Consider the following 13,018-nt stretch of genomic DNA (forward strand, 5'->3'; position numbering starts at 1 on the left):
TAGTAAGACCCCTTGAAGACGACGAGGTAGATAGGTTGGAGGTGGAAGTGCAGCAATGCATGGAGCTGACCAATACTAATCGGTCGAGGGCTTATCCAACATATTTCAATGTGCTGCAAGTTTCGTTTCGTATCTAGTTTTCAGGTGATCAAAACTGATTTGTAAGTGTACAAGCTATACTTGCAAGGAGGATGATCACGGCATTTGGCGATGCCGGATCCTGAATATACGTTTGGTGGCGATAGCGGAAGGGTTCCACGCGTACCCATACCGAACACGACCGTTAAGTCTTCCAGCGCCGATGGTACTTGGACCGAAGGGTCCCGGGAGAGTAGGACGTCGCCAAGCGAATACATATTCCCTGATAGCTCAGTTGGTAGAGCACTCGACTGTTAATCGAGTTGTCACAGGTTCGAGTCCTGTTCGGGGAGCCACTTATGGAGAGGTGTCCGAGTTGGCCGAAGGAGCACGATTGGAAATCGTGTAGGCGCCAAAAGCGTCTCGAGGGTTCGAATCCCTCTCTCTCCGCCAGCAAGGACTTCATATATGGCCCGTTGGTCAAGGGGTTAAGACACCTCCCTTTCACGGAGGTAACAGGGGTTCGAATCCCCTACGGGTCACCACTAACATTATTCCAGACGGAGGCTTAGCTCAGCTGGGAGAGCATCTGCCTTACAAGCAGAGGGTCGGGGGTTCGATCCCCTCAGCCTCCACCATAATTATCCCCAAAAAGTGAAGCTCATGCTTCGCAGGTAATTCCGATTGCTTTTCGGGGAACTCATACAGGCAATCCTTATAATGACGCGGGGTGGAGCAGTTCGGTAGCTCGTCGGGCTCATAACCCGAAGGTCGTAGGTTCAAATCCTGCCCCCGCAACCAATTTATATCGCGGTAGCGATAATGCCTCATGGAACTGTGGTGTAGAGGCCTAACATGCCTGCCTGTCACGCAGGAGATCGCGGGTTCGAATCCCGTCAGTTCCGCCATTCTTTACTCTTAGTAATAAGAGCCATTAGCTCAGTTGGTAGAGCACCTGACTTTTAATCAGGGTGTCGAAGGTTCGAGTCCTTCATGGCTCACCATCTTTACCAAGAGAGCTTGAGACGGAATACATATTTCATTGCGGACGTGGCTCAGCGGTAGAGCATCGCCTTGCCAAGGCGAGGGTCGCGGGTTCGATTCCCGTCGTCCGCTCCATTTTGCGCCCTTAGCTCAGCTGGATAGAGCGTTTGACTACGAATCAAAAGGTCGGGAGTTCGAATCTCTCAGGGCGTGCCATTTTTCAATCAATTACTTACTCTTTATGAAATTTCATTGTGCCGGTGTGGCGGAATTGGCAGACGCGCGCGACTCAAAATCGTGAGGGAAACCGTGGGGGTTCGAGTCCCTTCACCGGCATTAATTAACGGGATGTAGCTCAGCTTGGTAGAGCACCTGGTTTGGGACCAGGGGGTCGCATGTTCAAATCGTGTCATCCCGATTCGAATCGAAAGACTGCTTTCAGTGTAACTGAAGGCAGTCTTTCTTTGTTATGGGTTGAAAATGATGCTAATGGCAAAAGCGGAACTGAATAATTTGGCAGCTTCCCGGTCACAATATGAAAAACATTGAATAGAAGGGGATAACCTTGAGTGTTTTTCATTTTTTTAAGAAGCTGTTCAGAAAACGCTGGAGACGCTGGAGACGCGCGATTTGGTCCTGTGCGATCATTTTGATCGCAGGTATCATGATATGGTCCGGCCAGAATATAAAGGATCAGATGAAAAGGCTGCTCACTGCAGCATCCAACGAAACGCCGCTGGCCGTAGAAACGATGCATTACTTGCAGATCGAGGATGAAAAGCAGGAAGAACGCAGGCAGGATCAGAGGGAATTCATGCAGAAGCTGAATACCTCGAAGGGAAAGAAGCATGTTCATGTTCGCATCACTTATGTATGTGGCATCGAAGAGCAGGATATGGGAAAGCTTACGGCGGACGGTATTTATGAACTGATGAATAAAAATCCTTTATGGCAGGGACGATTGGATAACAAAGGCGAAGTCTGGCTGGAGCACGCCGTATCTGACCTTTCACCGACCTGTAAGCGGCAAGCCTATATGAGCATCGATTCCAACGGAAACTTAACGTTGTTTGATGGCCCGCCGGAGGAAGAGAAAGTGATGCGGACCTTCTTTCAGCTGGATGTCGGTTCGATGGAGTCCTCTTTGCCTAAAGATGTGATTCAACAGCTTGAAGAAGGTATTCGCATTCAAGATATGGAAGAGTATAACAGTGTTCTGTCAACTTTTAGCGACTATGCACGGGATATGGCTGAGAATGTCATGAGCCCGACCCCTTAGATCGTCCCATACTTGTCGCTTCGTGACCGAAGATGCTGCTGCCCGGAAATTGTCCGGGCAGTTTTTTTACGTTCTATGGGTATGTCAACGGTCTCAATATAGAGGATACGCAACTGGTGCTTAAAGGATCAAAGTTTTTCCTCAACAGAGGTCGATCTTTTGTTATAATGGGAGAACGATACATATGTTCGCTTCATCAGAGGAGAGATTGGTTTGCGTATTTTAGGGATCGACCCCGGAATCGCGATTGTAGGTTTCGGGTTTGTAGATAAGGTTGGAAGTAAAGTCACGCCTGTACAGTATGGCTGCATCCAGACGGAAGCCCATACACCGGATGAAGAGAGGCTGCAACACGTGTACGAAGGCATGCTGCAGCTCATTGATAAATATGAGCCTGAGGCCGTTGCTTTCGAGAAATTGTTTTTTAACCGCAACGTAACCACGGCGATGTCCGTATCCCAGGCCAGAGGGGTTCTCATCCTGGCTGCGGTCCAGCGAGGACTCCCGATTGCAGAATATACGCCGATGCAGGTGAAGCAGGCGATTGTCGGCTATGGCAAGGCGGAGAAGAAACAGGTACAGGAGATGGTCAGGATGTTCCTGAAGCTGCAGAGCATTCCCAAACCAGACGATGTGGCGGATGCATTGGCTGTTGCGATCTGTCACGCTCATTCCTATACACTGAATTCCAAGTTAAATGAGGTATTGCGAAAATGATCGATTTTTTACGGGGACAGGTTGTCCACTTAGAGAGTGAATATATTGTATTGGATGTTCAAGGGGTAGGATATCGGGTGTTCTGCCCGAATCCGTATGCCTTTGCCAAAACTGAAGGAACCATCACGGTGTTTACCCATCATCATGTTCGGGAGGATGCCATCCTGTTGTTTGGATTTCCGACACGGGAGGAACAGAAGCTGTTCCGTAAACTGATCGAAGTCTCAGGAATCGGTCCGCGTGTGGCGCTCGGCATATTGGGCGGCGGATCTCCGGATCATGTAGTTTCCGCGATCTACCAGGAGAATGTATCCTTCTTAATCAAACTTCCCGGAATCGGTAAGAAAACGGCGCAGCGCATGATTCTGGACCTTAAGGACAAGCTTGAGGGATTCGGGAATGCGAGCATGATGACCGGTCTTTTTGCCATACAGGAGCCTGAACCGGAAGCAGATGGCTCGGCGTGGTCTGAGGCACGTGAGGGATTGAAGGCTCTTGGTTATACGGATAGCGAGCTGGACAAGGTTTGGCTCAAGATTAAGGATTCTGCCGCAAGCGGTGAATCCGTCGATGTGCTGATGAAACGGGCACTGCAGCAGCTATACTCCGGTTAGAGGATCGCTGCAGGAGAGGAGTTTATTTAGATGGACGATCGAATTATTTCCGCCAATCTGATGATGGACGAACAGGCTGTCGAGCTTAGTCTGCGTCCACGCTATTTGGCTGAATATATAGGACAGAATCAAGTTAAGGAAAATCTCAAGGTATATATCGAAGCGGCAAAAATGCGAAACGAAGCGCTTGACCACGTGTTGTTGTACGGTCCTCCGGGACTTGGCAAAACGACGCTGGCGAATATTATCGCCAATGAGCTTGGCGTTAATCTCCGTACGACGTCCGGTCCGGCAATCGAGCGTCCGGGGGATCTGGCTGCGCTTCTCACCAATTTGCAGGAAGGAGATGTCCTGTTTATTGATGAGATCCATCGGCTGCACCGGACGGTAGAGGAAGTGATGTATCCAGCGATGGAGGATTTTGCGCTGGATATTATGATCGGGAAAGGGCCAAGCGCACGTTCGGTTCGTCTGGATCTGCCACCGTTTACCTTAATTGGCGCCACTACCCGGGCTGGATTGCTCTCTGCGCCGCTAAGGGATCGTTTTGGTGTGGTAAGCCGTCTGGAATTCTATACGGTCGACGAGCTGAGTTACATCGTGTCACGCAATGCCGATCTTTTGGGGATCGAGATATTGGGAGAGGCAGCGGAAGAGATTGCCCTGAGATCGCGCGGGACGCCCCGCATTGCCAACCGCCTCTTGAAACGGGTGCGTGATTATGCCCAGGTTCGAGGAGATGGCATGATAACGCCAAGCATCGCTCAGGAAGCGCTGAAGATGCTGCAGATCGATCCGATGGGTCTGGACTTTATCGATCATAAAATGTTGAACGCCATGATCAAAAGCTTCCGCGGGGGACCTGTAGGCCTGGATACCATCGCGGCAACCATCGGGGAAGAAAGTCAAACCATTGAAGATGTATATGAACCGTATCTCCTGCAGATCGGTTTCTTGCAGCGTACACCCCGGGGACGGGTTGTGACGCCTACAGCTTATCAACATTTAGGTATTCCTTTCCCTGAGGATCGCCGTTAGATTATAGAACCAATACATTCATACCCAATCCTAATAGCTACAGGAGGAAAGACGTAAATGGATAGGAACTGGACGAAATCATTATTCGGTTGGACCACTAAGGGACTATTGTCACTGGCTGTTGCCGGAACCTTATGGAGCGCGCCTGCGGTACATGCGGCCGCTCCTTCATTAGACACGATTCGAGTTGCGATGTTTTTGGATTTGGGCAGTCAGTATAAATCGACAACCAATGCCGTTACGCTAAAATCCGCTGAGGCTCTGACGGCATCGCTGCTTGCATCCGGTGCTCAGCAGACTTTGATGAACATCCCTGCAAACCAGCAGGTCCGGATGAGTGTGGATACATACCGCGTCAAGGTGCTTGAGACCGCGGATTGGAAAACGGCTTCCGAAGCAGCGAAAAAACTGCAGGCGACGAATGACAAACCGATGCTGTTTGCGGACGGCAGTGTATACAAACTATATGCCGGTATGTACGGTACAGAGAAAGCGGCCGTGGAAGCGGCTGCGCGAACTGCGAAAACGGCGGCTGCTTATCTGAATGGCCAAAAGCCTTCCGTTAAAGGAGGACTGCATCTGTCTGCAGGATCATACAGATCGGAGGCCGAGGCGGAGTCTGTGCGTAAGACGTATGCAGATGCCGGTATGGATGCTTTCAATGTTGTGGTACCGAACGGAGGTGCATCCGCTTATGAGGTGTGGGTAGGCGAGGCTGCCAACACAGCCGATCTGACTGCAATCAAACTGGAAGCTGCTGCAATATCCGGTTCCCTCGTTGAACAGAATGGCGCCACCCCGGGTCTGATTGTGAGACGAGATGTAAGCCTGAACCTGGCGACTCCTCAAGAGTCACAGCATTATATGTTGTCGGGCGATCAGTCCGTTCTGCGGGTGGAGGGGAGTTCAGGAGCCGGGACGAATGTGAAGGAACGATCGGATCGTTCGTATCGAGGCGCTTTGGAGATCGGACAAAAGAACGGTCAATTGTATCTTGTCAATGAACTGCCGTTCCAGCAGTACCTGTATTCCGTCGTTGGAGCCGAGGTGCCGTCTACTTGGGGGGCTGAAGCTCTGAAAGCCCAGGCTGTGGCAGCGCGCAGCTATGCGCTATTCCAAGGAAATAAATTCGAAGTAGCTCATGTCGTCGACACAACGCTAAGCCAGGCCTATTACGGAACAGCCTATGAGTATCCGAGCATTATTCAGGCAGTGGATGCAACCGACGGCGAAGTGGTCATGAAGGACGGCAAAATCGTGGAAACCGTGTTTTCTTCCAATAGCGGAGGAATGACGGCAGACTCCACCGAGGTGTGGGGTAACCGTAACGATCTGTTTGCCGCGGTGGAAAGCCCTGGAGATTCCTCATCTCAAGCAGCGCTTAAATCCTGGTATCATGTACTTCTTCCGAGTGGCATTACAGGTTATGTACGTGAGGACAATGTGAAGGAAACCGGCAACAAAACATCGGCAGGACTCCTGTATATGACCGTTACCGCCAAGGATACGAACGTACGTCCACTGCCATTGATCCAATCCAACGTTGAGCCTGTAGGCAAGATGAATCCCGGAGAAACTGCCGTTGTCCTTGAGAAAGTGGCGGAATCCAATAGTTATGACTGGGTTCGCGGTCCCTATACTTCGGATCAACTGCTGGCCTCTCTAAAAGGGAAAACCTCCAACACTCTGCCTGCTTCCATTACTTCGCTGGATGTAACGGAGCGAGGCCCGTCCGGACGCGCCCTTACGGTGAAAGCCAACGGTCAAGTGCTGGACGTAAAATATCCGGATATGTTCCGCTCGGCTTTTAACGGTCTACCAAGCACATTGTTTGATATTGAATCAACCGGAAGTTATACTGTATTGAGCGCGAATGGTGCGGTATCCACGGTTTCAAGCGGCCAAACGGTATCCGTCATCTCAGGGAGCGGTAACGGTAATGTCAAAGGTTCCGGTACCGTTGTGATGAATGGAACGGGAAAAGCCCGTGTAATTGAAAGCTCTTCCGGCTTTAAATTTACCGGTAAAGGCTTTGGTCACGGACTGGGCATGTCCCAATGGGGTGCCAAGGGAATGGCAGACGAAGGGTATGATTATAAGCAGATACTCCAACACTATTACCGCAACACGACTATTACGAAGGACTGACCGATATGAATGTGGATTTGTATGATTTTGAATTACCCGAACATTTAATTGCGCAGACACCGCTGCTGGATCGAAGTTCTTCCAGGCTTCTCACGCTTAACAAAGAGAGCGGACACATAAGCCACCAGACGTTTGCGGACATCATAGACAGCCTGAATCCGGGAGATACGCTCGTATTAAACGATACGAAGGTTATACCGGCCCGATTGTTTGGTGTAAAGGAAGACACCGGTGCGAAAGCAGAGGTCCTTCTGCTGAAAAATAGGGGACAAGACCGGTGGGAAGCACTTGTAAAACCCGGCAAGAAGCTGAAAAAAGGAAACATAATTTCCTTCGGTGACGGGAAATTAAAAGCTGTAATTGAGGAAGAAGGCGAGATGGGTGCTCGCACCTTATCCTTCTCGTATAAAGGGATTTTCCAAGAAATCCTGGATGAACTGGGGCAAATGCCACTCCCGCCATATATTAAGGAAAAGTTGGATGACCGTGATCGTTATCAGACGGTATACGCGAAGCATGAAGGGTCCGCAGCCGCACCGACGGCGGGCCTGCACTTCACGGAAGCTCTCCTAGAACAGATCCGGGCCAAGGGAGTGGACATCGCCTTCATCACCCTGCACGTGGGATTGGGGACATTTCGTCCGATGTCCGTGGAACAGGTTGAGGATCATGTCATGCATGAAGAGTACTATTCCCTTTCCCAGGAAACCGCTGAGCTGTTGAATGAAACGAAGCGGCGCGGCGGCCGGGTTATCGCTGTAGGGACTACCTCTTGCAGAACGCTGGAGACGGTTGGATCGGAGCTGAACGGCGAGCCTCTGCGCGAGAGCAGCGGCTGGACAAGCATTTTCATATATCCCGGATATGCTTTTACCGTCGTGGATGCGCTGATTACGAATTTCCATCTGCCGAAATCCACGCTGGTTATGCTGGTCAGTGCGCTTGCCGGTCGCGAACACATTATGAAAGCGTACAAGGAAGCGGTTGATAAGGAATACCGATTCTTCAGCTTTGGCGACGCGATGTTTATCTATTAATTCGGAGGTTGGTTATCACAATGGCAGCAGCTGTTACTTATGAACATATTAAAACGTGTAAACAATCGGGCGCCAGGCTCGGCAGAGTGCACACTCCGCATGGCGTGATCGATACGCCGACATTCATGCCTGTGGGAACATTGGCAACCGTAAAAACCATGAGCCCGGAAGAGTTAAAAGCCATGGATGCCCATATTATTTTGAGCAACACCTATCACCTGTTCCTGCGTCCGGGACATGATATTGTGAAGGAAGCAGGCGGACTGCACAAATTCATGAACTGGGACCGGCCGATTTTGACCGATAGCGGCGGCTTCCAGGTATTCAGCTTGGCAGAAATGAGAAAAATATCGGAAGAAGGCGTACATTTCCGTTCCCACTTGAACGGAGATAAACTGTTTATTTCCCCGGAAGTTGCGATGGAGATTCAGAACGCGCTCGGATCTGATATTATGATGGCTTTTGATGAATGCCCGCCTTATCCTGCAGAGTATGAATACGTCAAACAATCCACCGAGCGGACCTCTCGCTGGGCTGAACGCTGCCTGAAGAGTCATGCCAGACCGGAAAACCAAGCGCTATTCGCCATCGTTCAGGGAGGCATGCATGAGGATCTGCGCCGTCAGAGCGCCCGTGATTTGACTTCCATGGATTTCCCGGGTTATGCTATTGGTGGACTTAGTGTGGGAGAATCGAAGCAGCTTATGTACGAAGTGCTGGATTACACGGTGCCCCTGCTGCCGAACAATAAACCTCGCTATTTGATGGGAGTCGGATCACCTGATGCGTTGATTGAGGGCTCGATTCGTGGTGTGGATATGTTCGATTGCGTGCTTCCGACGCGGATCGCTCGCAACGGGACAACGATGACAAGTCAAGGCCGTCTTGTCGTTCGAAATGCTCAATATGCCAGGGATTACGGACCGCTGGATCCGGAATGTGACTGCTACACTTGCCGTAACTACTCGCGTGCTTATCTGCGTCATCTGATTAAAAGTGATGAAACGTTTGGATTAAGATTGACGACGTATCATAACCTGCATTTCCTGCTCAATTTGATGCGTAACGTGCGTCAGAGTATTATGGAAGACCGTCTGCTTGATTTCCGCGATGAGTTTTTTGATAAGTACGGCCTTCATGATAATGAAAAAGGGTTCTAAAGCAAGTTCATGGCCATCATGATAAGTTTGTGAAAGGGGGGAAAGATATGTTTGGAACTTCATTTGATTTAGCAGCTGGTGCAGGTCAAGGCGGAGGCGGCATTTTAGGTTTGATTTTGCCGTTCGTTCTGATGTTTGTCATCTTTTATTTTCTGCTTATTCGTCCACAGCAGAAGAAACAGAAGACCAGGAACGCAATGCTTAGCGCCTTGTCAAAGGGCGATAAAGTGGTAACCATTGGAGGCCTTCACGGCACAATCGTGGAGATTACCGACGACATCGTGGTTTTGAAAGTGAACGATGTAACGAAGTTGACGTTCGATCGTAACTCTATCAGCCATAGTGTGAATGCGGATGCATCATGACGTTTCACCTACATATGGAATGTAATCGTCAAAACAAAGGCCGATTCCTTTTAGGAATCAGCCTTTGTTTTTTACATGATGTGAGATGCTCTGATGAGCATTAGAGACTAAAATTATTTTTTTAAGTTGACCCCGAACATTCCCCCGATGGCGCCCCCAGCAAAAACCGTGGCAATCAACGTCAAATCTCCGAGAGATAAGGAACTATCCAAGGCAAGAAAGCCAATGACGAGCAGCGTAATGCCGTATATCAGCCCTGTCAGGCAGCCGTAATACCAACCTCTGTTTCCTGCACGCTTACCGCTGACACAACCACCGATAAAGGCTGCGATAGCATGTACGAGAAATGTGTAGAACGATAAATCATCTTCGGCTAGACCGCTGCCCCATAGAAGCAGGGATAACGCCAACGCGCCAAGAAACATCCAGAAAAAAGAATACAATAATCCTGAAAGAATCGGATTGGTGATCCTGAAAGTGAATACTCGCCGGATCGGTTCCATGAATCATCCCCCTTAACTAATCTTGATCATTAAATTGTATGGCCAAGCCTGTACATATAGTACAAACTGAGCATTTTGCTGCCGGTTTTGCATGATTTCCATTAATTAATCCGTTGTAATCGAATGGGAAAAGCTATAGCAGGTCAGAATAGCTGTACATGAGAATGTTCGACAAGCTAGGAGGGATTGTTTATGTCTCATATGACTATTCTGATTCTGCGGACCATTCTGATGTACGTGGTCATCTTTGTTACCATGAGAATCATGGGCAAACGGGAAATCGGAAAGCTGTCCATCTTCGATTTGGTCATATCCGTTATGATTGCAGAGATCGCCGTTTTTGTTCTTGAAGATGTCCATAAGCCGATTTGGGAGGGACTCGCTCCTATCGCCGTTTTGGTTGCCATACAGGTAGGTCTTGCTTACATCGGACTAAAAAATCGAAGTATACGGCTGTTTGCCGACGGAAAGCCAAGTGTATTGGTGTCCAGGGGCAGGCTGCACCGCAAAGAGATGGCAAGGCTTCGCTATAATCTGGATGATCTGATGCAGCAGCTCAGGGGCAAAGATATTGACAGTCTGGCGGATGTGGAATTTGCGATACTTGAAACATCCGGTCAGCTCACCGTGATTCCAAAAGATACGGGCAACAGCTCCAACAGCAGTTCGAATAGCTCTTCACGTTCTTCCAACACCTCAACTGCCAACAATTCTTCATCCACTTCATTCCAATCCGAAAATAACCCTACAGTCGTAGATATTCCTTACGATAAAATTACGTATGAAGGCCTGCCCATTCCGCTTATATTGGATGGAAAGGTGCAGGACGAGAATCTTGAGTTGATCCAAAAAACGCGGTTCTGGCTTAAGAACGAGATACAGAATTACGGTGCTAAGGATTTTAAAGATATTTTTCTATGCTCCATTGACCATAAAGGCCGGATTTACATTGATCGTAAAGACAGGATCTAACGGCGGCTGAATTTATTGAACCAGGGACCGATGACAGGCACACGCTCCAGATCCCGCGGCGTGACCAGCTTGGTCATAAAAATCATGATGAAATAGATCAGAATACCAACGGCGATGGAGGTCCAAAATTGCAGCCATGGCGCGGTCGAAAACGGAAGATGTTTGTACCCATAGAGGACGCAGGCACCCATAATGATCATAACGGCCCCGATTTTGACATAATCCAGCAGACGGAATCGAAAGCCGATCAGTCTCGATAGACTGAAACCGTGGAGTAATGTAACTGCAATGCTGTTTACGATAATGGCAATGACGGCCCCTTTTATGCCAAAGGCGGGATTGGATGCCAAATACACGATGAGGCTCATTTTGATGATCGCCCCGAATAACGTATTGAGCAGTGCCCGGCCCGGACGGTCTAGTGCTTGCAAAGCAGCTTGAAGCGGGGACTGCACATACAGGAACAAGGCAAACGGCGCCATGATTTTGAGCATATCGCTAATCTCCGCGTTGTCGTACAGGAGCAGGCATAATGGCTCAGCCAGAACAAACATAATGATGGCAAACGGAGCTCCGGAGACCAGGGCTAACCGAAGGGATTGATTCATACGTTTGTGGATCGTAGACCGATCATTACGGGCGGCTGCTTCCGAGAGTGAAGGTACCAGAGAGATGGCCAAAGAAACCGTCAATGCACCGGGCAGCAGCAGGAGGGGGATGATCATCCCTTGCAGTGCACCGTACTGGGCTGTGGCTACGGATGTCGCTATACCTGCCATGGCGAGACTGCGATTGGTCAGAATCGTCTCCAGCAGGTAGGAGAAGGAACCTACCATCTTGCCTCCCGTTACCGGCAATGCAATGCCGAGTAAACGTTTCAGGATGCCTTGATTCGATGGAGAGTCTTCTTTTGTTTTTTTTTCAGAAATGGGTTCTTGGGATTTGGGTAAAAGTTTGTTCGTGCGTCGTCCCTCGCCGGAATATTGCAGCAGCAGCGCGATCATGCCAATCAGTTCTCCTACGGCTGTTCCGAGCATGGCACCCGCCGCCCCATAAGCGATGCCTTTGGGCATCAGGAGATGCGCAAACCACAGCATGCAAATAATTCGGACAATCGTCTCGATCACGGAGGAGCTCGCGGAGGGAATCATGTTCTGTTTACCTTGGAAATATCCGCGGTAGACCGACGAAACGGCAATGATAATCATCATGGGTGTCATGCTGATAAAGGTTTGGTATACACGCTCGTCCGGCAAGAGCACGCCGGTTACCCAAGGGGCAAGGAGCAGACTGAGTCCCATAAAGAGGGTGCCTGCTGTAAGCGTCAGCATCAGGCTGACATGCAGAATTTGTTTGGAAGCATCCCTCTTCCCGGCACCTTCTGCTTCGGCAACCATTTTGGCGATGGCAAGCGGAATTCCACCGGTAATGATCGTCACGAGCACGATAAAGAAGGGGTAGCCCAGTTGGTAAATTCCGACACCCTCGGGTCCAATGATCCGGGGGAGGGCGATCCGGGGGATAAAACCGAGTAGGCGGTTTAATATGCCGGCTGCAAGTAAAATCAGCGTTCCTTTAATAAATGATTGCTTGTTCACTGTCCATCCCACTCCCTGGTTAAGACTGAATACGGTGACACGACATGGCTATTCTTATGGATATGCCCTACCTGTCCCATCTGATGACTTTACTTTTTTTTCAGGACATGGTAGGAATAGAAGGAAAGCAATGTATCATGTCGAATGTAACTTAGGGACAACAGGGAGTCAGTGAGGAGGCCATATGCATGGAACTCGAGCAAATGAGCGAGGAAGAATTGATGAGCACCATTGAGATGGTATGCTTGAGCAAGGTTGAGGAAATGCATTTGATTGGGTACGAGTATGTGACGAGCGACGATATTTGGAACTGTGTCAGCAGCAAATATGAAAAGGAAGGCGTTCCCTCCCTCCACAAACTGGTCAATGACATTCTGTCCTTGAAGGCGACAGCGTTAATGAACTATATGACAATATCAGCATATAAGGGATCTTCTTTCGATTAATCGAAGAGGTCCCTTTTGCCTTGCGGATATAAGGGTTCATTCATAAGCCCGACAAATTTTGATAAATTGACTGGGTTTT

Annotated in this window: 12 protein-coding genes, 11 tRNA genes and 2 rRNA genes; 23 read left to right on the forward strand and 2 right to left on the reverse strand. The window is 49.4% G+C overall.

Translation table 11 applies throughout. The features are described 5' to 3' along the window. The 21 genes from OHJ21_RS00005 to yajC form a co-directional block, all read left to right on the forward strand. Positions 1-99, forward strand: a 23S ribosomal RNA gene (locus OHJ21_RS00005); the annotation flags it as partial. 132 nt (positions 100-231) lie between these two features. After that, positions 232-348 (forward strand): 5S ribosomal RNA (gene rrf / locus OHJ21_RS00010). Positions 349-358: 10 nt separating this feature from the next. Further along, positions 359-434: transfer RNA gene (locus tag OHJ21_RS00015), tRNA-Asn, on the forward strand. A 5-nt stretch (positions 435-439) separates the two neighbouring features. Next, a tRNA-Ser gene (locus OHJ21_RS00020) sits at positions 440-531 on the forward strand. Positions 532-548: 17 nt separating this feature from the next. Next, positions 549-623 (forward strand) — tRNA-Glu (locus OHJ21_RS00025). Positions 624-640: 17 nt separating this feature from the next. Then, positions 641-716 (forward strand) — tRNA-Val (locus OHJ21_RS00030). Positions 717-802: 86 nt separating this feature from the next. Beyond that, positions 803-879 (forward strand) — tRNA-Met (locus OHJ21_RS00035). A 30-nt stretch (positions 880-909) separates the two neighbouring features. Next, positions 910-986: transfer RNA gene (locus OHJ21_RS00040), tRNA-Asp, on the forward strand. Between the two features lie 20 nt (positions 987-1,006). Next, positions 1,007-1,082 (forward strand) — tRNA-Lys (locus OHJ21_RS00045). A 40-nt stretch (positions 1,083-1,122) separates the two neighbouring features. After that, a tRNA-Gly gene (locus tag OHJ21_RS00050) sits at positions 1,123-1,197 on the forward strand. Between the two features lie 4 nt (positions 1,198-1,201). Next, positions 1,202-1,278 (forward strand) — tRNA-Arg (locus tag OHJ21_RS00055). Positions 1,279-1,318: 40 nt separating this feature from the next. Further along, positions 1,319-1,398 (forward strand) — tRNA-Leu (locus tag OHJ21_RS00060). 8 nt (positions 1,399-1,406) lie between these two features. Then, positions 1,407-1,480, forward strand: a tRNA-Pro gene (locus tag OHJ21_RS00065). Between the two features lie 147 nt (positions 1,481-1,627). Then, positions 1,628-2,341, forward strand: coding sequence for a BofC C-terminal domain-containing protein (locus OHJ21_RS00070; RefSeq protein WP_100535748.1), 714 nt, complete (start codon positions 1,628-1,630; stop codon positions 2,339-2,341). A 213-nt stretch (positions 2,342-2,554) separates the two neighbouring features. Next, positions 2,555-3,058, forward strand: coding sequence for a crossover junction endodeoxyribonuclease RuvC (gene ruvC, locus OHJ21_RS00075; RefSeq protein WP_100535749.1), 504 nt, complete (start codon positions 2,555-2,557; stop codon positions 3,056-3,058). Further along, the gene (ruvA, locus tag OHJ21_RS00080) at positions 3,055-3,672 is read left to right on the forward strand and encodes a Holliday junction branch migration protein RuvA (protein WP_394057292.1); all 618 of its coding nucleotides are present in this window, start codon (positions 3,055-3,057) and stop codon (positions 3,670-3,672) included. The genes ruvC and ruvA overlap by 4 nt, the downstream gene beginning before the upstream one ends. A gap of 30 nt (positions 3,673-3,702) precedes the next feature. Then, the gene (gene ruvB, locus OHJ21_RS00085) at positions 3,703-4,710 is read left to right on the forward strand and encodes a Holliday junction branch migration DNA helicase RuvB (RefSeq protein ID WP_071222748.1); all 1,008 of its coding nucleotides are present in this window, start codon (positions 3,703-3,705) and stop codon (positions 4,708-4,710) included. Positions 4,711-4,767: 57 nt separating this feature from the next. Continuing rightward, entirely contained in the window at positions 4,768-6,858 is a 2,091-nt protein-coding gene (locus tag OHJ21_RS00090) for a SpoIID/LytB domain-containing protein (RefSeq protein ID WP_394057290.1), read from the forward strand. Between the two features lie 5 nt (positions 6,859-6,863). Next, on the forward strand, positions 6,864-7,895 hold the full coding sequence (gene queA, locus OHJ21_RS00095; protein WP_100535752.1) for a tRNA preQ1(34) S-adenosylmethionine ribosyltransferase-isomerase QueA: 1,032 nt from the start codon (positions 6,864-6,866) through the stop codon (positions 7,893-7,895). A 20-nt stretch (positions 7,896-7,915) separates the two neighbouring features. Then, the gene (gene tgt, locus OHJ21_RS00100; RefSeq protein WP_394057287.1) at positions 7,916-9,055 is read left to right on the forward strand and encodes a tRNA guanosine(34) transglycosylase Tgt; all 1,140 of its coding nucleotides are present in this window, start codon (positions 7,916-7,918) and stop codon (positions 9,053-9,055) included. Positions 9,056-9,102: 47 nt separating this feature from the next. After that, positions 9,103-9,420 carry a preprotein translocase subunit YajC gene (yajC, locus tag OHJ21_RS00105; protein ID WP_100535754.1) on the forward strand — a complete coding sequence of 106 codons (318 nt, stop codon included), beginning with the start codon at positions 9,103-9,105 and terminating at the stop codon, positions 9,418-9,420. A 113-nt stretch (positions 9,421-9,533) separates the two neighbouring features. Here yajC and OHJ21_RS00110 read toward each other — a convergent pair whose 3' ends face one another. After that, the gene (locus tag OHJ21_RS00110; protein WP_100535755.1) at positions 9,534-9,923 is read right to left on the reverse strand and encodes a TIGR04086 family membrane protein; all 390 of its coding nucleotides are present in this window, start codon (positions 9,921-9,923) and stop codon (positions 9,534-9,536) included. Between the two features lie 192 nt (positions 9,924-10,115). On the opposite strand from OHJ21_RS00110, the gene OHJ21_RS00115 reads away from it, so the two are divergent. After that, positions 10,116-10,895 carry a YetF domain-containing protein gene (locus OHJ21_RS00115; protein ID WP_100535756.1) on the forward strand — a complete coding sequence of 260 codons (780 nt, stop codon included), beginning with the start codon at positions 10,116-10,118 and terminating at the stop codon, positions 10,893-10,895. Here OHJ21_RS00115 and spoVB read toward each other — a convergent pair. Next, complete coding sequence (gene spoVB / locus OHJ21_RS00120; RefSeq protein ID WP_100535757.1) at positions 10,892-12,493, reverse strand: stage V sporulation protein B; 1,602 nt, start codon at positions 12,491-12,493, stop codon at positions 10,892-10,894. The genes OHJ21_RS00115 and spoVB overlap by 4 nt on opposite strands. Before the next feature lie 188 nt (positions 12,494-12,681). On the opposite strand from spoVB, the gene OHJ21_RS00125 reads away from it, so the two are divergent. Continuing rightward, positions 12,682-12,939: a post-transcriptional regulator gene (locus OHJ21_RS00125; RefSeq protein WP_006208841.1), complete on the forward strand. Its 258-nt coding sequence runs from the start codon at positions 12,682-12,684 to the stop codon at positions 12,937-12,939. Positions 12,940-13,018 lie beyond the last annotated feature (79 nt).

Source organism: Virgibacillus sp. LDC1 (assembly GCF_025792345.1).
GTDB classification, from domain to species: Bacteria; Bacillota; Bacilli; order Paenibacillales; family Paenibacillaceae; genus Paenibacillus_AQ; species Paenibacillus_AQ lautus.